Annotated in this window: 20 protein-coding genes and 2 pseudogenes; 12 read left to right on the forward strand and 10 right to left on the reverse strand. The window is 55.0% G+C overall.

Features of this window, described 5'->3' with window-relative positions:
• Nucleotides 1-30: 30 nt before the first annotated feature.
• Together KSF73_01405 and KSF73_01410 are read left to right on the forward strand one after the other, a co-directional pair.
• Nucleotides 31-1,104 (forward strand): Hpt domain-containing protein, encoded by a 1,074-nt coding sequence (locus KSF73_01405; protein MBV1774363.1) that lies wholly within the window; start codon nucleotides 31-33, stop codon nucleotides 1,102-1,104.
• Between the two features lie 152 nt (nucleotides 1,105-1,256).
• Entirely contained in the window at nucleotides 1,257-2,246 is a 990-nt protein-coding gene (locus KSF73_01410; protein ID MBV1774364.1) for a VirK/YbjX family protein, read from the forward strand.
• A gap of 1 nt (nucleotide 2,247) precedes the next feature.
• Here KSF73_01410 and KSF73_01415 read toward each other — a convergent pair whose 3' ends face one another.
• The 7 genes from KSF73_01415 to mpl all read right to left on the reverse strand — a co-directional run bounded on the left by KSF73_01415 (nucleotide 2,248) and on the right by mpl (nucleotide 10,041).
• The gene (locus KSF73_01415) at nucleotides 2,248-3,528 is read right to left on the reverse strand and encodes a cation:proton antiporter (GenBank protein MBV1774365.1); all 1,281 of its coding nucleotides are present in this window, start codon (nucleotides 3,526-3,528) and stop codon (nucleotides 2,248-2,250) included.
• A gap of 2 nt (nucleotides 3,529-3,530) precedes the next feature.
• The gene (gene ppx, locus KSF73_01420) at nucleotides 3,531-5,027 is read right to left on the reverse strand and encodes an exopolyphosphatase (GenBank protein MBV1774366.1); all 1,497 of its coding nucleotides are present in this window, start codon (nucleotides 5,025-5,027) and stop codon (nucleotides 3,531-3,533) included.
• Nucleotides 5,028-5,135: 108 nt separating this feature from the next.
• Nucleotides 5,136-5,837 (reverse strand): phosphate signaling complex protein PhoU, encoded by a 702-nt coding sequence (phoU, locus tag KSF73_01425; protein MBV1774367.1) that lies wholly within the window; start codon nucleotides 5,835-5,837, stop codon nucleotides 5,136-5,138.
• A 99-nt stretch (nucleotides 5,838-5,936) separates the two neighbouring features.
• On the reverse strand, nucleotides 5,937-6,593 hold the full coding sequence (rpiA, locus tag KSF73_01430) for a ribose-5-phosphate isomerase RpiA (GenBank protein ID MBV1774368.1): 657 nt from the start codon (nucleotides 6,591-6,593) through the stop codon (nucleotides 5,937-5,939).
• Between the two features lie 41 nt (nucleotides 6,594-6,634).
• Nucleotides 6,635-7,252: an NAAT family transporter gene (locus KSF73_01435; protein ID MBV1774369.1), complete on the reverse strand. Its 618-nt coding sequence runs from the start codon at nucleotides 7,250-7,252 to the stop codon at nucleotides 6,635-6,637.
• Nucleotides 7,253-7,414: 162 nt separating this feature from the next.
• Complete coding sequence (locus KSF73_01440; GenBank protein MBV1774370.1) at nucleotides 7,415-8,530, reverse strand: ABC transporter substrate-binding protein; 1,116 nt, start codon at nucleotides 8,528-8,530, stop codon at nucleotides 7,415-7,417.
• A gap of 116 nt (nucleotides 8,531-8,646) precedes the next feature.
• Complete coding sequence (mpl, locus tag KSF73_01445) at nucleotides 8,647-10,041, reverse strand: UDP-N-acetylmuramate:L-alanyl-gamma-D-glutamyl-meso-diaminopimelate ligase (protein ID MBV1774371.1); 1,395 nt, start codon at nucleotides 10,039-10,041, stop codon at nucleotides 8,647-8,649.
• An 83-nt stretch (nucleotides 10,042-10,124) separates the two neighbouring features.
• Between mpl and KSF73_01450 the strand changes: the two genes are divergently transcribed.
• Nucleotides 10,125-11,099 carry a GGDEF domain-containing protein gene (locus tag KSF73_01450; protein MBV1774372.1) on the forward strand — a complete coding sequence of 325 codons (975 nt, stop codon included), beginning with the start codon at nucleotides 10,125-10,127 and terminating at the stop codon, nucleotides 11,097-11,099.
• A gap of 88 nt (nucleotides 11,100-11,187) precedes the next feature.
• On the opposite strand, the gene KSF73_01455 is transcribed toward KSF73_01450, so the two are convergent.
• The 3 genes from KSF73_01455 to KSF73_01465 form a co-directional block, all read right to left on the reverse strand.
• Nucleotides 11,188-11,757 carry a YceI family protein gene (locus tag KSF73_01455; GenBank protein ID MBV1774373.1) on the reverse strand — a complete coding sequence of 190 codons (570 nt, stop codon included), beginning with the start codon at nucleotides 11,755-11,757 and terminating at the stop codon, nucleotides 11,188-11,190.
• A gap of 97 nt (nucleotides 11,758-11,854) precedes the next feature.
• On the reverse strand, nucleotides 11,855-12,427 hold the full coding sequence (locus KSF73_01460) for a YceI family protein (protein MBV1774374.1): 573 nt from the start codon (nucleotides 12,425-12,427) through the stop codon (nucleotides 11,855-11,857).
• Nucleotide 12,428: 1 nt separating this feature from the next.
• Nucleotides 12,429-12,965, reverse strand: coding sequence for a cytochrome b (locus tag KSF73_01465; protein ID MBV1774375.1), 537 nt, complete (start codon nucleotides 12,963-12,965; stop codon nucleotides 12,429-12,431).
• 251 nt (nucleotides 12,966-13,216) lie between these two features.
• Between KSF73_01465 and KSF73_01470 the strand changes: the two genes are divergently transcribed.
• The 9 genes and pseudogenes from KSF73_01470 (at nucleotide 13,217) to KSF73_01510 (ending at nucleotide 23,568) form a co-directional block, all read left to right on the forward strand.
• Complete coding sequence (locus KSF73_01470; protein ID MBV1774376.1) at nucleotides 13,217-14,926, forward strand: molecular chaperone HscC; 1,710 nt, start codon at nucleotides 13,217-13,219, stop codon at nucleotides 14,924-14,926.
• 48 nt (nucleotides 14,927-14,974) lie between these two features.
• Nucleotides 14,975-15,838 carry a hypothetical protein gene (locus tag KSF73_01475; protein MBV1774377.1) on the forward strand — a complete coding sequence of 288 codons (864 nt, stop codon included), beginning with the start codon at nucleotides 14,975-14,977 and terminating at the stop codon, nucleotides 15,836-15,838.
• Between the two features lie 99 nt (nucleotides 15,839-15,937).
• Complete coding sequence (locus tag KSF73_01480) at nucleotides 15,938-16,765, forward strand: Stp1/IreP family PP2C-type Ser/Thr phosphatase (protein ID MBV1774378.1); 828 nt, start codon at nucleotides 15,938-15,940, stop codon at nucleotides 16,763-16,765.
• 68 nt (nucleotides 16,766-16,833) lie between these two features.
• The gene (locus tag KSF73_01485) at nucleotides 16,834-17,451 is read left to right on the forward strand and encodes an FHA domain-containing protein (GenBank protein MBV1774379.1); all 618 of its coding nucleotides are present in this window, start codon (nucleotides 16,834-16,836) and stop codon (nucleotides 17,449-17,451) included.
• 409 nt (nucleotides 17,452-17,860) lie between these two features.
• Nucleotides 17,861-17,953 (forward strand): annotated as a pseudogene (locus KSF73_01490) (prepilin-type N-terminal cleavage/methylation domain-containing protein).
• Between the two features lie 154 nt (nucleotides 17,954-18,107).
• Nucleotides 18,108-18,209, forward strand: a pseudogene (locus tag KSF73_01495) (prepilin-type N-terminal cleavage/methylation domain-containing protein).
• 96 nt (nucleotides 18,210-18,305) lie between these two features.
• Nucleotides 18,306-18,659, forward strand: coding sequence for a hypothetical protein (locus KSF73_01500; protein ID MBV1774380.1), 354 nt, complete (start codon nucleotides 18,306-18,308; stop codon nucleotides 18,657-18,659).
• 68 nt (nucleotides 18,660-18,727) lie between these two features.
• On the forward strand, nucleotides 18,728-21,127 hold the full coding sequence (locus tag KSF73_01505) for a glycosyltransferase (GenBank protein MBV1774381.1): 2,400 nt from the start codon (nucleotides 18,728-18,730) through the stop codon (nucleotides 21,125-21,127).
• Nucleotides 21,124-23,568: a hypothetical protein gene (locus tag KSF73_01510; protein MBV1774382.1), complete on the forward strand. Its 2,445-nt coding sequence runs from the start codon at nucleotides 21,124-21,126 to the stop codon at nucleotides 23,566-23,568. Before KSF73_01505 ends, KSF73_01510 begins: the two co-directional genes overlap by 4 nt.
• Nucleotides 23,569-23,570 lie beyond the last annotated feature (2 nt).

Below are 23,570 nucleotides of genomic sequence, written 5' to 3' on the forward strand. Positions count from 1 at the left end.
CGACCATTCGTCGGGATGCGGGCGGACAAGATGCAAGCAATCGAGCTTGACCAATCACTGATCCAGGACGTTCTGGACGAATTTGACGAGCACCTTGCCGGGCTCGCGAATGATTTGCATGCGCTTGTGCAGTCACCGCTGGCGGCTGATAGCGTGGCCAGTGCTTTCCGCCGGATTCACACGATCAAGGGCGACTTTGGTTTCTGCCGCGCTCACCCGTACGAGCACTTTGTTCATACACTTGAAAATACCTTGCAGCGGATTCGCTCCAAGGAATTGATCTGCAGCGCGGTCATAGCCGAGGCCATTCTGCAAAGTCTGGAAGAGATTCGCAGACTAGCCGATATCTTTCCAACCCTGAGTGGGCAAGATGAGGTGCCTGAACCGAATCCCAGGCTGCATGATCTGGCGCTGAAAATGGCCAGCGCAGATACTCAGGCACGTGCAGATGATCATGCACGCACGCTGTTGCTCCTGCTGCACGGACTACTGGAGGATGACCCGCCTGCGCCCCCCGACTTGCCCGAGGCAGCATTTGCGCATGCGTTGTCGATGGGGCACATGCTAAATGGCTGGCTGGAAACCCGCTTCGGGGGGGCATGGATAGGCAGAAGTGCGTTCATTGCAGATGCTGCGCTACACATTCAGCGTCACCATCCAGCTCACATTTCCTCGCAATCACTGATACTTGCCGGCTGGTGGCACGATACCGGTTTGCTGGCTACCTCCGGTACACCAGCCACCAGTCTTCCCGACGATCACCAGCAATTTGCACCGATGCATGCGGCGCACGCTGCACAAGCCTTACTTGCCTTGAATGGCGAATGCAGCGACCCCGCCACGATCATTCGCGATCATCACGTCTGGGCAAATGGGAAATCACCCCCTCGCCTCACTCACGACGCGCCTCATCCGGGTGCCCTGATTCTTGCCTGCGCGGACGAACTCTACCATCGGACAAACGGTACACGCGGCGATGCCTTTCGCCGTGGTGCACTACGCACGCTGTTTGATCTGAGCGCAGGGCTTGAAACCCGGCTAGATAGCGCGACGCTCCGCGCTTTTGAATGCGCACTCCCCGACCTCATCAGCCTGTACGCCTGACTCAACGGGCTCGATGCTGTACATATGTATCCAACATGCAAAATGTTACATACATAAAAACATCTGACACATCAAATGTTTATCTGGTAACATTTTGTCACACAAATTCGTTATAACTACTCAAACAGCTTACTGAGCTGCCGCTACGTACGATGTCAGACCTCACCCTTGCATGCCTGTCGCCGATCGATGTCGACACGCTATCGCACCAGATTTGCCAGCCTCACCGCGTGGCCACCATTTCCCCTCTGCAAGCGCTGGGACGGGCAGTCAGGGCAGTTGCATCTATTGATACGAAGCGGAAATACAGCCGTACAGCGCGATTCCTCAGCAAATGCATATGCCGTCCCAGAGCGTCGGTCCGCTGGTTAACCGATTTATACCAGTCCGGTATGGGCGATTTGGTGCATTTGCATCCACGCCTGCTGCTCAAGCCGTATCGCCCCTACATAAATCGGCAAAACACGTTCCATCTGCGTGCGCATACCATTCGCAGCCACTATCAGATGGCCATCCGGCTGATTTCGCCCCGCTTTGTTGTACAGATGCTCGTGGGTGAAACCCTTCAACTGGCCAAGATTCAGGGTAAGACAGCGGATGCTGCATTTGAACTCGTGCTCACCCGAACCGATATGTTCGATCGTGAGGGAGAGTTGGTGCTCACACTGCGTACGGCAGACACACACCTCATTGTCTATCGTCTGGTATTTAGTCTGGGAACAAGTGCAGCGGGTAAGCAAGCGCTGGTAGTTGGCTGCTTACAAGGACCCAAGCACGAAGGCGCTCGCGACACGGTCAAGCATGCGACCAAAGCCTTGCATGGCATTCGCCCACGCAACCTGCTGGTAGATGCGCTCTACAGCATCAAGCGTGCATGCGGGATTCAGGAGATTCAGTGTGTCTCCACGGCTGCCCGGGTCTTTCAGGGAGAGTCAGTCCATGCAGATTACGATGCGGTATGGACAGAGGCGGGTGGCGTTCTGCAACAGGATGGCATGTTCCGCTTACCTGCAAACTTGATTCACGATATCAGCCACGTCCCCAGCAAGCATCGTGCTGAATATCGACGCCGTATGACGCTGCGCGATACACTGGATCGGGACATTGCAGCCCAGCTTCGCAGCTGGCAAACGTCCCGGTAAGCTACACGCGCTGCATTCGGCGGATCAACACACTCAATACGGGTGGGGTGACCAGCGTCGTCAGCACCATGACACCGACCACCACACTATAAATCGCGGGTGTCAGCACACCGAGTGACAAGCCAATGCTGGCGAAAATCAGCCCCACTTCGCCGCGTGGTGCCATCCCCCAGCCAATCAACCAGCGATTCACACCCGATCCTGCTACCGCGCCGGCAGCCACCTTGCCCAGTAATGCGGCAAGCGTCAGGCCCAAGGTCACCAGCAAGGTTTGTACATCGGCAAATACATGCAGATCAACCTGCATGCCGGTCAGCACAAAGAAGAGTGGTCCAAGCAGAAAGCCGAGCGGCTCGACCATGTGCATCATGCGATGCTTGGCCGCTTCATTCGATTCTGCTGCTTCAAAGGGCTTCACTACAGCGGCATCCAGCACCAATCCCGCAGCAAACGCACCGACAATGGCGGCGAGACCGGCCAGATCAGCCAGCCAGGAAAACCCTAGGCAGAACGCCATGATCACGGTGAATTGCATGGATGCGCCACCATGCACCCGCGCCATCAGCGCAGAGACACGCGGTGCAAACCACTGCCCGATCATGAAAAACACCGCCAGAATGGCGAACGCCTTGGCAGAGAGCAGGCCGATCTGGGCGATATCCACCGATCCCTTGATGGCCAGCGCCGATACCACCGCCAGAATGATCAAGCCGAGAATATCGTCGATGACCGCAGAACCCAGAACGATGCGAGCCTCCTGGCTACTCAGCATCCCCGCATCCTTGAAAACCCGTCCGGTGATACCAACCGAGGTCGCGGTCAGTGCCGCACCAAGAAACAAATAGGAAATCGTGGAGGCCCCTGGTAACAGCCATGGCCCTACCAGCGCGGCACCGATCAGAAAAGGCAGAACCACGCCCACACTGGCAACGGAAAACGCTCGTAAACCTACGGCGCGCATCGCTTTGAGATCAGATTCCAGCCCCACCTGAAACAGCAGGATCACAAGACCCAGCTCACCGAGAAACTGCAACACGCGATCACCTGCGATAAAGCTCAGCGAGGGCAGCCCGACCAGTACCACGTTGCCAAGCAGCATGCCTGCAGCAAGCTCACCCAGTACAGCGGGTAAACCTAAACGCTCCACGAGGCCAGACAGACGAGCGAACAGCAAAAGCATGGTCAGCCAGAGGAACTGGCTGGCCGTTTCATGCGATCCGGAAGCAAAAACAGGCAGCGCGAACGCCGCCAGGAAAAGGGGCAGCCATTTGCGCAGAGACATGCTTACTCCCAGCGGGAAAAACTATCGGATAGATCGAGTCGCCAGCCCGCATCACGCCAGGCTTCGGCTTCCTGAATCAGCGCCATGTGACTGAGCGGGTTGTCATCAATCCAGGAATCAGAGGCTTCGATACGGAAGCCATTTTTGACACCGGTGAGCACCAGAGGGGGCAAGGGACGATCCATTCGGCTGCGGTTGAGAATAGCCGCCAGACGGAGTGCCAGGATCTGTGCCATCGCTTCCATCGGCACATGCGCACCGAGTTTACGGATACCGCCACGATGCGCGAGCACCAGTTGTGCCAGTTGTTGCTGTTCGCGATTGGAGAAGCCCGGCATATCGGCATTTTGCAAAATATAGGCCGAGTGCTTATGGTAGGCAGTATGCGCCACCGACAGGCCAATTTCGTGCAGACGTGCCGCCCATTCCAGCATTTGCATGCGCGGCATGGGGTCGATGCCCATATTCACCGCCAGTTGCTGCCAGTAGGCCAGTGAGGCCTGCGTCACGCGCGCTTGCTGCGCTTGCTCGACACCATACACACGCGTGAAGCGATCAACGGTAATATCACGCAGATCGCGATGATGGTGGCGACCAATCAGGTCATACAGTACGCCATCACGCAGCGCACCCAGCGTGATCGACATATTGTCGACCCCTAGCTCGGCAAACACTGCGGCCATAATGGCAAACCCACCCGGCAGCACCGGACGGCGATCGGGTCGCAACCCATCCAGCTGCACCTTATCCAGATGTCCTGTGCGGATCAGAATGGCGCGTAAACGCTCAAGCCCTTCCCGGCTGATGCCCGATGCGCTCAGACCATTTTGTTCACAGATATCTGACAGCGAACGCGCCGTACCGGAGGTTCCGATTGCAACCTGCCAGTGCTCGGGCGAAAACTCCGTGGCAATGCGCTGCAGTTCGGCTCGCGCGGCCAGTTCGGCATCACGGAAACCTTCCTTGGTCAGTTTGCCATCCGGAAAGAATTTCATGCTCCAGCTGACGCAGCCCATGCGCAGGCTCTCGGTTTTGTGCGAGTCGTAGCCCTGACCAATGATAAATTCAGTGGAGCCGCCACCGATGTCCACCACCAGCCGGCGATCGTCATTGATGGGGAGACTGTGTGCTGCGCCTATGTAGATGAGGCGGGCTTCTTCACGCCCAGCGATCACTTCAATCGGAAATCCTAGCGCAGCCTCAGCGCGCGGCAGGAAATCACCCGCATTTTTGGCCACACGCAGCGTATTGGTGGCGACAACGCGCACCGCATCCTCATGAAAGCCGCGCAGACGCTCGCCAAAGCGGGACAATGCCGCCAGCGCACGTTGCTGGCTGGCATCATCCAGCCGGTTGTCCTTGCTCAGGCCTGCCGCAAACCGCACGGTATCCTTAAGCGAATCAAGCGGATAAATCTGGTTGTCTTCAACGCGTGCAACTTGCAGGCGGAAACTATTTGAACCCAGATCTACTGCGGCAATGGTTTGGTGAACAGTCATAATGAAATTATATGCGGCGCTCAAGACGCCATTGTCGGAACCCTGACCTGAAAACACAAGCCCCCGCACACGACGGGGGCCTGATTTTGCCAACCAAACTGATCAAGATCAGCCCAGCACCTCGCGTTCGAGCATTTCCACGGAAGAATGACGGACATCCTTCCCTTTGACCAGATACACCACATATTCGGCGATATTCTTGGCATGGTCACCCACACGCTCGATTGCTTTAGCAATGTCGATGATTTCCAGCGCCAGCGTAATCGTACGCGGATCTTCCATCATGAAGGTGATCAGCTGACGCTGAATCGCATTGAATTCTTCGTCCAGTTTCATGTCTTCACGTGCAACCTGCACCGCTACGCTGGAATCCATGCGGGCAAATCCATCCAGCGCAGTATGCAGCATATTGGTTGCCAATTCAGCCTGATAGGTCAGATCCGACAAACGCGGCACGCTGATACGGCCGTTTTCGGCGATCTGACGGGCGCGGCGGACAATTTTCACGGCCTTGTCGCCAATGCGCTCCAGATCATTGATCACCTTGATCACGGTCAGCACCATACGCAGATCGCTGGCCGCAGGCTGACGACGGGCAATGATGTGTACGCAGACATTATCGATGTCCATATGCATGGCATTGACCTGCGTTTCGGTCTCGATCACCTTGGCAATCACTTGGGGATCACCCGCACCAATCGTGCCGATTGCATCGCGGAATTGCTCTTCGACCAATCCGCCCATGGCCATCACTTGCGCGCGAGCCGATTCAAGATCGGCATCGAACTGCTTGGAAATATGTTCAGACATCCTGCTGTTCTCCTGTCGTCAACCACGACTCTGCCAGTTTGCACCGGCCCACGCCAAGATGCTAGCGCACTCGTATGACAAAAAAATGTAACAGTTTGATTACTTCAGGGTTTTGACACCGTCCGGCGTACCCATCAGGAACACATCGGCACGGCGACGGGCAAACAGCCCATTGCACACGACACCCACGATTTGATTGATTTCACCTTCCAGCTTGGCAGGCTCGGCAATCTGCAAACCGTGCACATCGAGAATAATATTGCCGTTGTCAGTTGTGAAGCCTTCACGCAACACCGGCTGACCACCCAGCTTCACCAGCGCACGCGCCACCTGGCTGCGCGCCATCGGGATCACCTCAACTGGCAGCGGGAACGCCCCAAGAATCTTGACCAGCTTGCTATGGTCGGCAATGCAGATAAACTTGTCTGCGACTTCGGCCACGATCTTTTCACGGGTCAGTGCACCGCCACCGCCTTTGATCATGTGCATGAATTCATTGATTTCATCTGCACCATCCACATAGATCGGCATTTTGTCGATGCTGTTCAGATCAAATACCGGAATGCCATGCGACTTCAGGCGTGCAGCAGAGGCTTCGGAGCTCGCCACGGCGCCTTCAATGCGACCCTTGATGGTAGCCAGCGCATCGATAAAGTAGTTGGCCGTCGAGCCAGTACCGATACCGACGATGCTGTTATCTTCCACATACTGAATTGCTGCTTCGGCCGCAGCCTTTTTCATTGCATTCTGATCCATGGTGTTCTCCTCCGTTGCGGCCAAAAACGCGATTATACCGGTCAGCCGCCAATGGGGGCCTGCAGGTGATGCACAAATTTCTCGATCCCGCCCAGCAGCATCTCAATGGATATCGCGGTCAGGATCAAACCCATGAGACGTTCGATGGCCATGGTGACCTTTTCGCCAAGGAAATTGGCAATTTGTTCGGAAAACCCGAGTACCACTGCAGAGACCAGCATAGCAATCGACAAGGCGCCAATCCATTCGAAGATACGGTGTGGCTCGCGTGATACCAAGAGCAGTACCGTTGCAATGGCCGACGGACCTGCAATAAATGGAATGGCGAGCGGCACAAGGAAGGGTTCGCCCTTCACCTGATCGCCAAAGATGCCTTCTGGCTGCGGAAACACCATTTTCAGCGCAATCAGAAACAGGATCACGCCACCGGCAATCCCCAGCGACGTATCACTGAGGTGCATCAGATCCAGGATATGCTGACCAAAGAACAGGAAAAACAGCAGGATCAGGAACGCAAACAGCACTTCGCGAATAATGATGGTACGGCGGCGCTCCGGTGCAACCTGGCGCAACAGTCCGATAAACAAGGGCACGTTACCAACTGGATCAGTGACTAGCACCAGCAGGATCACGGCGGAAATAAAGGAAGAGGTTTCCATGTACATTCAGTCTCGTCGACGATTGGATGGGCACTGACTACAGCATAGCCCATGCGAAGGGGCGATATTGTTCATGCTTTTGTACAAAATTGGAACCGCCATCCAGCCTGTCGCCAAAAAAAAGCGGCCCGCCAGGGCCGCTCAATCATCCAATATCGAATGTTAATTCAACAACTTGCCATTATTTGCCACGACAGCCACATCGACAAAGTTGGAGCCGGACTGTCCGCGACTCACATTGAGCTTGTACCCACCCAAATCCAATGTGCCAAGATGACTGAGCGCCTGCAGAACATCGCTGGCCGCATTTTTACGCGGCGCACGGCGAATCGCTTCCACGGCGACTCGGGCTGCGACATAGCCTTCAAGCGTCGCCTGTGACGGCGGTTCATCGCGGAACTGGCGCATGGCCTTGATGTGTTCCCGGGCAATGGGCGTCACGGCAAAATAGGGCGAGGGCATGAGCGTGGCAATCATCACGCCCTGCGCGGCAGCACTACTGCCGAGATAATCGCCCAGTGTGATGTGGTTAACTTCGGAAAAGGCGAAGATCATTGTGCCGGGTCGTTTCACCTTCAACTCCCCCACCAGTGACGCCGTGGCCACTGTAGAAGCCGCCACCAGCACGGCCTGCGTGCCGCTGGCTTCAATCTGTTTGACAATACTGGCCACGTTGTCACCATTTGGCTGAAGGTTTAGCTGCACAGCAGGCTTGACCCCGAATTGCGAGAGCGCATTGATGTAAGCAGCCCCGCCATCGCGCCCTTCTTCATCGCGGCTCGCCACCAGCGCTACGCGACTCAGTCCAAATCCCTTGAGCGTCTTGACCAGTTTGACAGCTTCTTCGCTATTACCGGCTCGCACATGAAATACCGGCCCCACTTTGCTGCCACGTAAAGCATCCGAACCGGAAAAGGGCGCAAGCATGGGGACATCGGCGGAGGAAAACCAGGCACTGGATACAACGCGCTTGGCAGCAGAACCGCCGCAGAAACCAAACAGCGCCACTGCGCCTTCACGCTCGACAAGTTCGCGGCTCAGACTCAGTGCATCGGAGCCATCGGCTGATTCCTGGCGCGAGCGCAGCACGACTCGATCACCTGCAATCCCACCCTTGGCATTGATCATGTCCAAGTAGGTTTGTGCACCGGCATTGAAGTCACGGCAGCTGTCCGCCACATCGCCTCGCAAATTGACGATCTGGCCAAGAACGATCTCTTTGGCCACCACAGGTGCAGATGCCATCAGGCTGAGCATAGTAATCAGAAGTGCGCGCATGTCGGTATTTCACCAAGTACTGAATTACTGACATTGTCCTGCGCTTACATGAAAACCTGATGACAGCACCTGCAAAAACGGAGATCTAACTCATAAAATCAAATGGATAGATCAACTTATACTGAACTGGATCTCAAGGCGCTCAGCAGCTTTTCATGTACGCCGCCAAAGCCGCCATTGCTCATCACCAGAATCTGGTCGCCCGGCCGTGCATCTGCGACGATGCGTGCCACCATGGTGTCGAGATCATCGTAACAGCTGGCGCGCTCGCCCATCGGCGCCAATGCTTCAGCCGCATCCCATCCCAATTTGGCTGCATAGCAATAGGCATGATTGGCTTCACGCAGCGCATCGGGCAACTGGGATTTCATCGTACCGAGCTTCATGGTGTTAGAGCGCGGCTCCAGCACTGCCAGAATGCGCGCAGATCCTACACGGGCGCGCAGACCCGCTACAGTGGTATCAATGGCGGTGGGATGGTGTGCAAAATCATCGTAAACAGTGATACCGTTCACCACGCCGCGTACTTCCATGCGACGCTTCACACTCTGGAATTCGGCCAGGGCCGCAATCCCTACCTCTGGCGTGACGCCCACGTGGCGCGCAGCCGCCAGTGCAGCCAGCGCATTGTGCCGATTATGCTCTCCGAGAATGTCCCAGCGTACCGTCCCCTGTACTTTGCCATCCAGTATTACCTCGAAGTGGCCTGCCGCATCCGCAGTGCCCGCTTGCCATCCGGCATCGCTGCCAAAGCGTTCGACAGGCGTCCAGCAGCCGCGTGTCAGCACGCGATCAAGGCTGGCCTCACGGCCATTGACGACGATCAGCCCGGTAGAGGGCACCGTCCGAACCAGATGGTGGAACTGGGTTTCGATGGCCGCCAGATCAGCAAAGATGTCGGCGTGATCGAATTCCAGATTGTTCAGGACCGCCGTGCGTGGCCGGTAGTGAACAAATTTCGAACGCTTGTCGAAAAATGCTGTGTCGTATTCATCGGCCTCGATCACGAAAAACGGCGACTGCCCCCCGGGCTCTGCTACAGGCTCGCCCGGCAGTCGGGCTGATACGCCAAAGTTTTGCGGCACGCCGCCAATCAGAAAGCCCGGCGCCAATCCGGCAAACTCCAGGATCCACGCCAGCATGGAACTCGTTGTGGTTTTACCATGCGTGCCAGCCACGGCCAGCGTCCATCGGGGTGAGTTGCCACCGCGCAGAATGTGTTCGGCCAGCCATTGCGGGCCAGAGATGTAGGGTAAACCCGCATTGAGAATGCCTTCCATCAGCGGGTTGCCGCGTGTGACCACATTTCCGACTACATATAAATCCGCACCCAGCTTGAGCTGAGAGGCGTCATAGCCTTCAATGAGATGAATCCCCGCAGCTTCCAGCTGGGTACTCATGGGTGGATAGACACCGGCATCACATCCGGTGACTGTGTGACCTGCAGCACGCGCCAGCTGGGCAATCCCGCCCATGAAGGTGCCGCAAATGCCGAGAATATGGATATGCATGTGACTCAACGCTCCGCCGATCCAGTGATCGAACTGACAATATGGAGAAAACCCGCACGGGTCTTAGCTTGCAGGAGATCGACATGAGTATGTCACGCACCTCGTCGATGGTTCCGGCGGATATCGCCCGCATCGCATTGCGACGCCTGGGCGAACTGGGCCTGCCCCCTACGCCGGAAAATTATGCGCGATTCTACAACGCCATTGCCATCCTGAAGACACCGAATGATCGCAGCGAAGCAGAATTGCAGAGTGCGTATCAGGTGTTGTTCCGCGTCTCGGCTTTGCTGGATGATGTGTCCGATACAACAGACAGCCTGCTGGAAGGGCTGGAACGCGGCGGCGTTCGCCTGCATCAATCGCTGGATGCCTTGGGTGAAACACAGCGCAAGGACAGCCTGAGCGAGTTGATGCAGTCCATCGTGAACTCCACCACGATGATGAGCGAGACGGTACTCGCCTCGCAAAGGGAACTCAATGAACTCAAATCGGCGATGGAACATATTCGTCACGATCTGGCACAGAATCGCAAGCATATGGAAAGTGACCCGCTCACCGGTGTCACCAACAGGCAGGGGCTGGAACACATTCTGGTGCGCGAGGTAAAGCGGTCGCACCGCTATGAAAGTCCGCTCAGCGTCATCCTGACAGATCTGGACGACTTCATGGCACTCAATAGCCAGTACGGTCAGGTAACGGGTGATAAATACCTGATGCATTTTGTGGCGCTTGCGCGTTCAGCCCTGCGCGAATGCGACAGCTTCGTGCGTTATGGAAATGACGAGTTCCTGCTGGTGCTACCGGAAACCGATTTGAATGGTGCCAAATATCTGCTGGAACGCCTGCGCATGATTATGCTGAAGACGCCCTTCATCGTGCAGCAGCTCAAGATCGAGGTGCATTTCTGCGCCAGCTACGCACAACTTGGCAACAATGAGATGTCCAGTCCCTTACTCAAACGACTCGATGATACGTTGAACCAGGCCAAACGCATCGGGCGTGATGCCTCGATGGCGGCGGAACGGGAAGCTGCGATGCACACGCCACTCCACACCTGATTTGACCCAATCATGGCAAACACAAACGCCGGCGATATGCCGGCGTTTGTGCGCGCTTGATCCGAAGTGGCCGAAGCCAGAATCAGATTTACAGTTTTACGGCTTCGACTTCGATGCTGATCTTCACATCGTCGCCGACGTACGGCACATAAGCCTTCAGACCCCAGTCGCTGCGCTTGATGGTGGTGCTGACATCGGCACCACACACGAACTTCTGATCAACCATGCGCACAGCACACTTGGACGGCTTGATCATCAGCTTGACCGGCTTGGTCTCGCCCAGCAGGGTCAGGGTACCTTCTGCAGCAACTGGCTCACCTTTCTTGAATGCAAACTTTTCCGACTTGAAGGTCATGGTCGGAAATTGTTCGACATTGAAGAAATCCTTGCTGCGCAGATGCTCATCTCGCTTGTCCATGCCGGTGTTGATGGACTTGGTGGAGATGGTGGCTTCCACCTGACCGGTCTTGGCGGCACGGTCCAGCGTCAGGGTACCGGTGGTATCGGTAAACATACCACGCATCACCGAGAAACCCAGATGGTTGATCTCGAAATGCGGATAGGTGTGCGTTGCGTCGAATTCAAATTTTTCCGGTGCGGCAAACGCGGCAAGGGATGCACCAGTGATCAGGGCTGCAATCAGGCTACGGGCTTTCATGTACGGTCTCTCCAGTTTAAGGACACACATCTAAATAACGGGAATACCTGCGTGCTTATCGCAGGCCTTGTTTTACATCTGGTCTATTGCGTGGGACTTACTTTACGCCCGGCACCAGCAGGCGGAACTTCACCTGCACGGCATCGGCGACAGTGCCAACATCGGCCCATTCACCTTCGCCAATCTTCCAGCTCAGACGCTGCAAGGGAAAGGCGCCTTCGAGCCACTGTCCGGCAGCATCGGTTCGGGACGAAAATGGAATAGTCACCTGTGCGGTACGGCCTTTCAGGGACAGCGTGCCAGTAGCTTCGAATTTGCCACCCGCAATCGCCTTGAATCCGCTGGCCGTAAACGTCGCCCTGGGGAAACGCTTGCTGGCGAACCATGCATCGGTTTTCAAGGACTCATTGGCATCCGGACTGCCCGCATCGGTGCCCAGCAAATCAATACTGACGCTCACTTTGCCCTGTTCCGGGTGAGCCGGCGCAAACTCCGCATCGGCTACAAATGCTTTAAAGCGACCGGTTACCGGCACGTTCATCTGCGTAAATACAAAGGCAACTTCGGACTTCTTTGCATCTACGGGACGGGCGTATCCTACCGTCAGGGTGCTTGCTGCAATCACCGCAGCCATTGCGCTGCGGGTAAAAATCGTACGGGTTGCAAACATGTCAGATCATCCTTTGCATGATGGTGTCACGATCAATGAAGCGATGTTTCAGCGCGGCTGCGACATGCAGGACAATGAGTCCGCCCAAGCCCCACGCCATTCGTTCATGAATCCATTTCAATGTCTCGGCAAGCTCGGGGTTGGGCGCCAGCAAGGCAGGCAGCGGCAGTACACCAAACCACACCACCGGAAATCCCTTGGCACTTGAGTAAGCCCAGCCCAGCAACGGCACCGAAAACATCAGCAGATATAGGAGTGCATGGGTCGCATGGGCAATCCCGACTTCATGACGCGGCGTCTCGGCAGGCAGCGGCGGCGGACGACGATAGATACGCCACACCACCCGCAGTATGGCCAGCGCCAGCACGGTGACACCTGCCCATTTGTGATAATTGATCAGGTGCAGCTTGCGTGGACTGAGCGGCATGCCATCCATACCTAATGCCAGCGCGAATACGGTCAGCATTGCCATGACTGTCAGACCATGCAGTGCACGGGCAGGCAGCGTATATCGTTGTACAGGTGCGTTCATCGCCATTCATCCTGTGTAGATGCGGGCAGCCAAGGTTAGCCGCCGCATACGAATCAAGTTGACGCGAATTATTCATTCATCCGCCATCTACTTGATAGCGGAGCTTTTTCATCAGCTTGTTCAGTTTTTTTGACAGATGCTTCAGCGCCCACTCAAATCGACTTCGATATGCCAAGTATCAGCAGATCCCCAATAAGCGGCCAGACTCACGTAAAATACGGTGTTTCGCCCCAAAATAATTCATTCGGTTTTTGTAGATGATCATCGGCATCGATCTTGGCACTACCAATAGCCTAGCAGCAGTCTGGAAAGACGCTCAGGCCGTGATGATTCCCAATGCACTGGGACATCACCTCACGCCGTCCGTTGTTGGACTGGACGATCAAGGCAATGTGCTGGTCGGACTTGCCGCACGCGAACGCCTGATCACCCACCCGCATCTCACGACCGCAGTATTCAAGCGCTATATGGGCTCGGATCGGGTGACGCAACTGGGCACCCAGCATTTCCGTCCCGAAGAACTGTCTGCACTGGTGCTGAAATCGATCAAGGAAGATGCCGAACGTTTTCTCGGCGAGACCGTGACCGAGGCCGTGATTACGGTTCCGGCCTATTTCTCCGATGCGCAGCGCAAAGCCACCAAGATTGCCGGACAACTGGCAGGGCTCAAGGTCGAACGACTGGTGAATGAACCCACCGCTGCGGCGCTGGCCTACGGGCTACACCAGAAGCAGCCGGAAAGCCGTTTTCTGGTATTCGATCTCGGTGGCGGTACGTTCGATATCTCCATCCTCGAACTCTTCGATGGCGTGATGGAAGTCCGTGCCAGTGCAGGTGACAATTTTCTGGGCGGCGAAGATTTCAGTGAACTGCTGATCGACCATTTCATCGATCATGCTGGCGCCAAAGTCGGCCTGCACGACAAAGCCGAAACGCCCGAGCTCTACCAATCTCTGCGTAAGGCGGCCGAACAGGCCAAGCGTACCCTGACCAGTAACGATACGGTCACCATGAGCGTGCGCCGTGGCGATGCGATCCTGACGCAGGATATTTCCGATTTCGAATGGCAGCGTAAGGCGGAGCCCTTGCTCAAGCGCCTGCGCGAACCCATCGAACGCGCGCTGCGTGACGCCCGCCTGAAAGCCATCGACCTCGATGAAGTTGTGCTCGCAGGCGGCGCAACCCGCATGCCGATCGTGCGCAAGCTGGTGGCCAAGATGTTCGGTCGCATGCCCGCCATGAATATCAATCCGGACGAAGTCGTTGCCAAGGGCGCCGCCGTCATGGCAGGCATGAAGGCGCGTGACGAGTCGCTCGACGAAATCGTCATGACCGACGTCTGCCCCTATACCCTCGGGATCGAAGTATCAGAGCAACTTGCACCGGAACGATTCGAACCGGGCTATTTCCTGCCGATTATCGAACGCAACTCGGTCGTGCCCATTTCCCGTGAGCAGGTGGTCAATACCATCCACGATCAGCAACGTGCGCTCAACATCCGTATCTTTCAGGGCGAAAGCCGTCTGGTGAAGGATAATGTCTTCCTCGGCGAACTGATCATTCCGGTGCCGCCACGTCCAGCTACCGAAGTGAGCGTGGCAGTGCGTTTTACCTATGATGTGAGCGGATTGCTGGAAGCCGAAATGACGGTGGAAGATACTGGCGCCAAGCATCGACTGGTGATTGAAGACAATCCGGGCGTCCTGACCCAGGCCGAAATCGACACTCGCCTGAAGGCGCTGGAACGCCTCAAAATCCATCCGCGCGAGCATTTGCCTAACGCCGCCCTGCTGAATCGTGCCGACCGCATGTTCCAGCAGACGCTGGGCGAGCAGCGCCAGTGGATTTCTCATGAATCGGCTCGATTCATTGCTGCCATCGAGGCGCAAAATGAGACCGAGGTCGAATCTGCGCGGCTGGCCTTCAAGCAATTCCTCGACGATATCGAGGGCGAGAGCTGGCTGTGATCCGTTTAACGCGACAAGAACGCCGCACGCAGCGGCGCACCTGACTCCATGCACCCGACGCACGACCCCAAAGCCTGCTGGATTACCCTCGGCATCGACCCGACCACTGATGACCGTGCGATCCGCCGTACCTACGCTACACTACTGAAATCCTGCCGCCCGGATGACAACCCCGAAGGTTTCAAGGTGCTGCGCGAGGCGCTGGAAACAGCACTGTGGCAGGCGCACGACATGCGCGAAGTAGCCGCTATGCAGCCACCCGCTGAAATACCCGACTCAGGCCTGCCCGCCAGCGAGAAGGAAATCGAACTCCGTCTGCGCCCCTTTGTAGAAAAGCTGGCCGAACTCAATGAAACGGCCAGCAGCGAAGACACGATGGATTTCTTCGCCAATACGCTGACCAAACTAGGATTCGATCAGACCGAGCATCGTCACGGCGCTGTCTGGGAGATGTTTGAAGATGGCATGGTGTGGGTATGCTGCGAAATCAATGCCAACCATGATGCGTTTGTGCGCGAATGCATCGATATGTTCGGCTGGCTGCGTCCCGGTCACTGGCTGGCCGAAAAAGACCCGAAAACAGTGGCCTGGCTGCATCTGCGCCTGCAAGAGGCTGACGCACTCGAACAGGTCGACGAACTCATCGCCCTCCTGAATGACGATCAGGAAGATCTCGCACTGGCCGCACTGCAAACATTTCTGGAGAGCGAACTCCTGATCAATCTGGATGTTCGCCTGCTCACGGAAGCAGAACTGATGGTTGCCCTTTCTGCACTTTCACCCGCGCAACCGCGCTTTGCCAAGGTTTGTCTGACCCAGTTTGGCTGGGCCAAAGATCATCGTCACCTCGAAGAATATCACCCCGAAGCCTGGACTAACTTCCGCAGACTGTACATGTTTGCACCGGATTAACCTGATACATCACCGGGATCATTGGCAAAGCGTAGCTGTCCCAGCTAAGCTCTGCTTAAGCGCTTGATTTTCTCTGCCTTTCCGGACGCCACCCATACAATGACAGCCCAGTTGTCCGACGCCCTTGAAATGGTCGCTCTAAGCGACACCGGCCTGCTTCGCAGCCATAACGAGGACGCGATCGTCATTGATCGCGACCACGGTATCGCGCTGCTTGCAGACGGCATGGGCGGCTATCAGGCCGGCGAGGTGGCTAGCCATATAGCAGTCTCCATGGTGAGCGAAGGACTCCGATCCTCGCTCGGCGTCATTCCTGCGCACGTGCGTGAACTGGGCACTGGACGACCTCATATTCATCGCCTGCTGCTGAATGAAATCAATCGCGCCAATTTGGCGATTTTTGAAACCGCACAGAGCCAACCGCAGTGTCACGGCATGGGCACGACGCTCGTGTCAGCCGTGTTCTACGACAACCGGGTTGCAATCGCCCACGCGGGCGACTCAAGAATGTATCGTTTACGCAACGGAGAATTCACCGCGATCACCCGTGATCACTCCCTGTTACAAGAGCAATTGGATGCCGGGATGATTACGCCGGAACAGGCACGGCTGGCCGAACATCGCAATCTGGTGACACGTGCAGTCGGGGTAGATCCGGCCATGGAAGCAGAACTCAATGATTTCGCAGTGTTGCCCGGTGATCTATACCTGATGTGTTCAGATGGGCTGAACGATATGGTCGATGACACCCGAATTCATCTGACCCTCGGGTTGCTGGCAAGCAATTTGCAACAAGCAGCTGATGAATTGATTCAAATGGCAAATCAGGCGGGCGGCAGGGATAATGTCTCCATCATCCTGATTAAGGTCGTTCGCGACTTTTCTGCCACTAAGGGATTCTGGTCGAGGTTATTTAGCTGGCTGTAGCTGCCTCGCCCACAATCCGGGTCAACACGACAGGATTACCGGCAAGAGGCAACAAGGCAAAACACCCCATGGCAAAGCTGATTCTCTCCCTCGACGGCGCAGTCATACGCGAACTGCCGCTGAGCGAAACGCGCGTCCGTATCGGCCGCAAACCCACCAACGAACTGCAGATCGACCACCTGACCGTATCGGGCGAACATGCGCGCATCGTTCAAGATCAAGGTGTTACGCTGATCGAGGACTTACATAGCACCAATGGCACCCTGGTGAATGGCGAGTTGATCGAACGCTATGCTCTCAAGCATCAGGATGTCATCGAGATTGGCAAATACCAGCTGCTCTACGAAGCAGAAAACCTTGGTGCTCCGCAGCCATCGGCGGGTACCAGCGATGAATCAAATAGTGCGCAAAGCCCCACCACAGGCCGATCCGGCATCATCACCATCCTGTCGGGATCGAACGCAGGCCGGGTACTGGAACTGAGCAAAAACGTCACCTCGATCGGCAAACCCGGCACACAAGTCGCCATCATTACCCGCCGACCGGCCGGTTACTTCCTGACCCACGTAGAAGGCCCACGCCATCCATTCGTGAACGGGGAAGAAATCGGCATTCGTGCCCACGAACTGCATGAAGGCGACATCATCGAACTGGTGGGCGTGAAGATGGGTTTCTCGATCGCCTAGTTGATGCATATCGCGACATCAAGCCTGCTTGCATAAGCAGGCTTTTTTGCGAGCCAAGCACGTGAGGATGTGACGGAAATTGTCACTTCCTGACCCAAATTAGCCACTCACTACTGCCTACACAACTACCCAGCCGCAAAGGACTGCAAGCCGTCCAAACTGAAAATATCCAGTACTTTTACCTTATAGACATGCGGACATCTCGAAGTTACCCACAGACTATTACCTAAACTTCCTAACATGAACTCCCAATAAAAACATATAGATATAAATAAAACTATCAACTCCCTCCTTGCCACACAGAGAAACAAAATGCGCTCGTCATAGAATTTCCGTACAATTCTGGCACACGGATTGCATTGCTATACACGAACAAAAAGATACGGACACAGTCCGAGCGGAGTTAGTGATGCGACACGAGCAGTCTGGCTTTACCTTGATCGAACTCATGATCGTGGTGGCAATTATTGGCATACTGGCTGCCATTGCGATTCCGCAGTTTGGTCAGTACCAGCGGAATGCGCGTGATAAGGCTGCGATGGGGGATCTCAAAACAGCCGTTGTGAACATCATGACTGCATCTGACAAAACTTGATTTTTCTCTTCCCTGTGGTTTTAACCACTTGGTTTTCAGACCCTCCAACAGGAGCATTTCGATGAAAAAGTTGCAAAAGGGCTTTACCCTGATCGAGCTGATGATCGTGGTTGCGATTATCGGTATTCTGGCTGCAATTGCGATTCCGCAATTTAATTCCTATCAGCAAAATGCCCGTGACAAGGCCGCTACCGCTGATCTGAAGACAGCGATCACTCAAGTCGCTACTGCATCAAACAACTAATAGGAGCCAGACATTATGAACAAGGCAAAACTGCTCGCCCTGGCTGCTAGTGCCACCACTTTAGCTGCTTCCTTCGACGCTAACGCTACAGCCATTACCTGTGCCACTGCAGCTAGCAAGACCCAAGGCGCTCAGTGTGTAATGAGCGCAGGTACATTCCTGGCCTCCTCCATTACCATCAAGACTTCGCCTGGCGTGCTGATCGGTATTGACGAAACTGCAGCTGCAGTGGGCATCTGTACTGCACACGTTGCTGGTGCAAAGAAGTTTGGTCTGAGCTCGGCAGGTGGCACGCCTGTTAGCGCTGCTGTTACCAACGTAGGTGCGGCCACTTCTGCTGATGTGGTAGCTACCTCTGGCGGTTGCTAAGCCTAGGCTATTCGCCACAAAGAGCCGGCTTGCCGGCTCTTTGTTTTTTGTTTCCCCCAAGAGCAATCATGCTGCCGTATATCATTGTTTGGGCAGGTAATCTGCCTCTGAAATCTCACTCAACCGGGCTTGAACGAGTTGTCAGGCGATTAGCGCAGAGTACTCAAACTAATAAGATACCCACCTTGCTTGCCGCATGGGGCACCGAGGGAAACATTGTATTAGTGGCACCCGATAGTTTGCCTCGCTTCAAGACTCAACTGGATACCCAGCAATACGCGGCAGACCTTGCGGCATTTAGTTCCTTTACCGGAGAAAGGTGGCTGATCCAAGCTGAAGGTCTCAGCATAACTGACTATCCGCCGCAGACGATTGTACAGCAGGCACGACACCATGGCTGGCGCATTGCCTATGTACTGCACGACCTAATTCCTCTTAAGCGATCGGAATTCTTCCGAGCTGGCGCACTGCCATGCGATGCCCGCGCACTTTTCGCCACCATGCTGCTTGCTGACGTCGTAATGCCAATTTCAGAATTCGTTGCATCCGACTTCCTGCATTTTTGTAGCCTAACCGATACCAATGCCTACGCCATACCAGCCATCCATGTACTGCACAATATGGCAGGGATTGTTGGCATACCTAGACAAATCACGCCACTCAACGAACACACCTTTATTACATGCGTGGGTTCTATTGAACCTCGCAAACGCACACTTGAGTTGGCACAAGCATTTGCAGCGATCGCATCAGATTTTCCAGAGTGGAAGCTGGTATTCATGGGCGGCATGTGGCCCAAAAAGCGAAAGTCCCCCTATTTTGACGCGTTCAGGCGGCTCGTAGATCGTCATCCCCAAATACAGTACATTGACAAGCCTAATGATGCGCAAATGTTTTCACTTATTCGGCGCGCAGCCTTTACTTCGTTTGTATCAGAGGAAGAAGGGTTTGGATTGCCAATCACGGAGAGCTTGTGGCTTGGAAAGCCATGCTTAACGGCAAATTTCGGGGCGATGGCAGAAGTTGCAGCCGAAGGCGGCTGCTACACAGTGAATGTTCGCCAGCCAAAGTCGCTTCAAGCAGGACTACGAACAATGATGTCCAATCGCACGCTGCGAGAGGCATTGACGAAGGAGGCCTGCACAAGAGTACTACAGACCCAGGATGCTTATGTTGAGCGTCTTCTATCTGTGTTGCAATCCGCGAAATCGCAGACCCCACGACCAATTTTCCACTCCAACCTTCCTGCACCTGAACGCCTTTATCCGAACAAGCCCCAACATTTGCCAGCGGCCTCTGGAGTAGGGGTGAACCTAATTGGCTATTTAAGTGGCGCGTTAGGGCTTGGCGTGACCGCACGAGCCATCGCTAGACAACTAATCGAGTCAGGAATCCCATTAAACTTGACCGATTTACCGGCCGCAGGATTTAGAGCAGGCTATGCCGGTGACCTAGAAGATTGGATCAGTCATCCCCGAAAAAAGTGGCAGCCAATCACAATGGTTGTCATGGGGGTATTAGACGCGATTCATCACAACACAATCATTCTAAGATCCCGACATGATCGCTTTGTCGTTGGTTTGATTTTTTGGGAGCTACCCAAGCTCCCACCCTATCTGCGGCGCCACCTTGCCACCTACGACGTGCTACTTGCCCCATCAAGCTTCATTTACGACATGCTCGACGAAGAGTTACGCCCTAAGGTCATCCGCATCAATCTGCCCATGTATTTTTATGCGCCAGCGGTAAATTCCGTGCCCCCCGATCATTTCCGCGTACTGGCCAGCTTTGATGCCAAAAGTGGAACTTCGCGCAAAAATGGACAAGCAGTGATCCGCGCATGGGAACGGGCGTTTCCGGAACCCAGTTCGGATCGCCAACTATTGATCAAGGTGAACGGTGGAATGGATCAGTTCGGCCACCCCACCGCAGACATGATTGCTTTACAGCAAGCCATCACGCGTAGCGATATCACGCTGGATATCCGCAGCGGCTCGCATGCCGAGTCAGTCGCTACGCTGCAGTCCTGTTCCGCGTATATTTCGTTGCATCGATCCGAAGGATTCGGCCAGCACCTCCTTGAATCCATGTGGTGCGGTCGTCCTGTGATCTGTACTGGCTGGTCCGGCCATATGGACTTCACTACTGAGGATAACAGCTGCCTAGTGGATTACTCGCTAGTACCGGTACCCGAAGACGACCCGGTATATGGCAAATGGACAGGAGACAGCACCTGGGCCGAACCCGATGAAGCGCAGGCCGCTGAATATTTACGGCGACTGGCGACAGATGCCGCGTTCTACGCACACAAATCTGCAGCCGCCAAACGGGATGCGCTCGCCTATCTCGAAGCCGCCACGCCAGACTGGATGGATGAAGTCATCCGTCGATATCTGCATAGCGAGCACGCACCGGACCGCCCCGCTAACCGCATGAACGACCTGAGTTTTGTGTTGAGGAATACATGATGCACCCATCTCCTACCCTGCCCCTGAAAGTAGTGCGTCAGGCAGATGGCACGCTCAATGACGAAGCGATTTCAACGCTGATACAGTGTTCGGACACCTGGATATTGATATGCGAGGCCGATGCACAGCTATCGGACACGCCAGTGTTGGCAGAGTGTCCGCAAGATCTGCTTTATCTGGATGAAATGGTCTTTGGTCGGCACGCTCAATTGCACCAGTTCCACAGCAAAAGTCCTACGCTTAATCTCCCCTATCTGCTCGGCTTCAACTATATCGGCGCAGATGCATTCATTCGGATGGAGGCCTTACGGGCATGGGGCATTGAGCATTGCCGTCAGGTTGGCTGGTTATATGCCTTCGCGCTGTACTTGGTCAGGCAAAAAGGTGAACACGCTATTGCCCATAGCGGGATGACGCTCCATACAACAGGATTATGGCTGTCAAAGGATGACAATCCGGCGGGTCACATTCAATTGCATGCTGAGCAGCAAGCTCTAAGCGAGACATTTGGCGCGTTGATTGCAGCCAAGCCGCATCCTGAACTCAACTGGATGCGCAGCATTTCCACCCCAAACCAATTCAATGGTTTGATCACCATCATTATTCCGATGATCGTTGATCTGGCCGAATTACAGGCCTGTCTGAACAACCTGATTGAGCACACATCCTGGGATCCCTGCGAGATTCTGCTTGTCTATCAAGCGGGACGAATTTCACCGGATCTTGCAGCCTATTTCGATGTCCTCCGCGCCCATCCGGATGCGGGTATTCGATTATTCGAGTCGCAGCATCATCCGCAAAGTGCGCAGGCACTGGATGCGGCGATACGAATGTCAGAAGGGGAACGCATCTTTGTCAGTCACCCGGGCAATCTCGTCTCGGATGAAGACTGGCTCCAACAGCTTTCCGCTACGCTGGATACTTTCCAGGCGCCAGCCGCCGCGCCACTGATCCTGAATCAATCTGGCGCGGTCGCACGCTCGACAGGGATTCTTGGACTATCGGGTCTGATCGGCGAACTCTGTGGCGGTGATTACTTCAATCAGGCCGCTGCTTTTGGTCGGCTCGCCGTCACTCAATATGCAAGCACCTTGTCACTAGACGCTACGCTGCTTGCTAAGGACGCATACCTGAGCACAGGTGGGCTTAATCCTCGTCTAAGCGGTCGCCTGATGGCTGCGGATCTGTGTCTACAGCTGAATCGGCAAGGACGCCCGTCCTGCTTCGTGCCGCAACTCATGTTCAAACGGACAGGTAGCCATAGCATTGGCGCAGACGAGTCGGTCTTTGGCGAAAAACTGTCCCAGGAAGAACGCTGGTTCTATAAGCACTGGCGCGATGCCTTAAACAAAGATCCATTTCAGGGTCTGGCGTTTTCAAGGCAAGGGAATGGCACGCAGATCGAGACACGCCCCCTTGTACTGAAACAATCCGCCAAACCGAACATCCCGGCCATTCTAGCCTATCCCAATGGAACAACCGGGGTAGGCATGTACCGGGTCATCCAGCCCGCGACGGCACTGGACGATCAGGGCTTGGCGACTTCCATCATTAGTCACGATGAACTCGTTCCTGCAGACTTTGCAGCTTTTCGTCCCGACTCGATTCTGCTGCAGTATCGCCCAACACCACATGCACGTGGCTTTTTCCGTAGAACTCGCTTTTACGGAAATACATTTATGATTTTCGAGATTGACGATGATCCTTTTAGCTTGCCAAGCTATAACTGTGCTGCGAGAAGCCTAAAGCATGACAGGGACTTCAAACAGAGAATGCGTTACACGATGCAATCCTGTGACCGTTTGGTCGTCAGTACATCAGCGCTTGCTGAAATTCTAGCAGAGCATCATGACAATATCGTCATCGCCCCCAATTATCTGCCCCTTTCATGGCTTGACTTGCCTCGAGCATATTTGCCTCGCAAGAATGATAAGCCCCGAGTGGGGTGGGCAGGAGCGGGTTCACATGATGGTGACCTAAAAATTCTTAATGCACTGATGAAGCACTTTGGCGAAAGTATCGATTGGGTTTTACTTGGCGGTGCAACGCCAAAACAGAGCAAACTTGCTTGTGAGTTCTACCCATTCACCAATTTCCATCACTACCCAAGCTTGCTCGCATCGCTTGATCTTGATCTTGCACTTGCGCCGCTATTAGATAATCGTTTCAATCAATCGAAATCCAACTTACGCCAGTTGGAACTCGGCGTATGCGGCTATCCCATGATTTGCTCGGACGTGCGCCCCTATCGCGAAAGCGGATTGCCGGTGACACTGGCAAAATACACCGCCAGCGAGTGGATTGATGCGATGGAACATTTGTTGTCTGATCGCGACCAACTGAAGCGCTCGGGTGAAGCGCTAAGGGAAACCATCAGCCAGCACTGGATGCTGCGCGGCGAGGCCTTACAATCCATTCTGTCAGCCTGGTTACCGGAATAATT

Source organism: Burkholderiaceae bacterium DAT-1 (genome assembly GCA_019084025.1).
Lineage (GTDB): Bacteria > Pseudomonadota > Gammaproteobacteria > Burkholderiales > Chitinimonadaceae > DAT-1.

What these genes read in the sequence shown, in the direction of transcription:
- rpiA (MBV1774368.1), bottom strand. Translation starts at nt 6,593, where the DNA reads ATGGATCAGAATGCAATGAAAAAGGCTGCGGCCGAAGCAGCAATTCAG.
- phoU (MBV1774367.1), bottom strand. Translation starts at nt 5,837, where the DNA reads ATGTCTGAACATATTTCCAAGCAGTTCGATGCCGATCTTGAATCGGCT.
- KSF73_01480 (MBV1774378.1), top strand. Translation starts at nt 15,938, where the DNA reads ATGACAGCCCAGTTGTCCGACGCCCTTGAAATGGTCGCTCTAAGCGAC.
- KSF73_01460 (MBV1774374.1), bottom strand. Translation starts at nt 12,427, where the DNA reads ATGTTTGCAACCCGTACGATTTTTACCCGCAGCGCAATGGCTGCGGTG.
- KSF73_01505 (MBV1774381.1), top strand. Translation starts at nt 18,728, where the DNA reads ATGCTGCCGTATATCATTGTTTGGGCAGGTAATCTGCCTCTGAAATCT.
- KSF73_01435 (MBV1774369.1), bottom strand. Translation starts at nt 7,252, where the DNA reads ATGGAAACCTCTTCCTTTATTTCCGCCGTGATCCTGCTGGTGCTAGTC.
- ppx (MBV1774366.1), bottom strand. Translation starts at nt 5,027, where the DNA reads ATGACTGTTCACCAAACCATTGCCGCAGTAGATCTGGGTTCAAATAGT.
- KSF73_01450 (MBV1774372.1), top strand. Translation starts at nt 10,125, where the DNA reads ATGAGTATGTCACGCACCTCGTCGATGGTTCCGGCGGATATCGCCCGC.
- KSF73_01470 (MBV1774376.1), top strand. Translation starts at nt 13,217, where the DNA reads ATGATCATCGGCATCGATCTTGGCACTACCAATAGCCTAGCAGCAGTC.
- KSF73_01405 (MBV1774363.1), top strand. Translation starts at nt 31, where the DNA reads ATGCAAGCAATCGAGCTTGACCAATCACTGATCCAGGACGTTCTGGAC.
- KSF73_01410 (MBV1774364.1), top strand. Translation starts at nt 1,257, where the DNA reads ATGTCAGACCTCACCCTTGCATGCCTGTCGCCGATCGATGTCGACACG.
- KSF73_01455 (MBV1774373.1), bottom strand. Translation starts at nt 11,757, where the DNA reads ATGAAAGCCCGTAGCCTGATTGCAGCCCTGATCACTGGTGCATCCCTT.
- KSF73_01510 (MBV1774382.1), top strand. Translation starts at nt 21,124, where the DNA reads ATGATGCACCCATCTCCTACCCTGCCCCTGAAAGTAGTGCGTCAGGCA.
- KSF73_01475 (MBV1774377.1), top strand. Translation starts at nt 14,975, where the DNA reads ATGCACCCGACGCACGACCCCAAAGCCTGCTGGATTACCCTCGGCATC.
- KSF73_01415 (MBV1774365.1), bottom strand. Translation starts at nt 3,528, where the DNA reads ATGTCTCTGCGCAAATGGCTGCCCCTTTTCCTGGCGGCGTTCGCGCTG.
- KSF73_01465 (MBV1774375.1), bottom strand. Translation starts at nt 12,965, where the DNA reads ATGGCGATGAACGCACCTGTACAACGATATACGCTGCCTGCCCGTGCA.
- KSF73_01485 (MBV1774379.1), top strand. Translation starts at nt 16,834, where the DNA reads ATGGCAAAGCTGATTCTCTCCCTCGACGGCGCAGTCATACGCGAACTG.
- KSF73_01500 (MBV1774380.1), top strand. Translation starts at nt 18,306, where the DNA reads ATGAACAAGGCAAAACTGCTCGCCCTGGCTGCTAGTGCCACCACTTTA.
- KSF73_01440 (MBV1774370.1), bottom strand. Translation starts at nt 8,530, where the DNA reads ATGCGCGCACTTCTGATTACTATGCTCAGCCTGATGGCATCTGCACCT.
- mpl (MBV1774371.1), bottom strand. Translation starts at nt 10,041, where the DNA reads ATGCATATCCATATTCTCGGCATTTGCGGCACCTTCATGGGCGGGATT.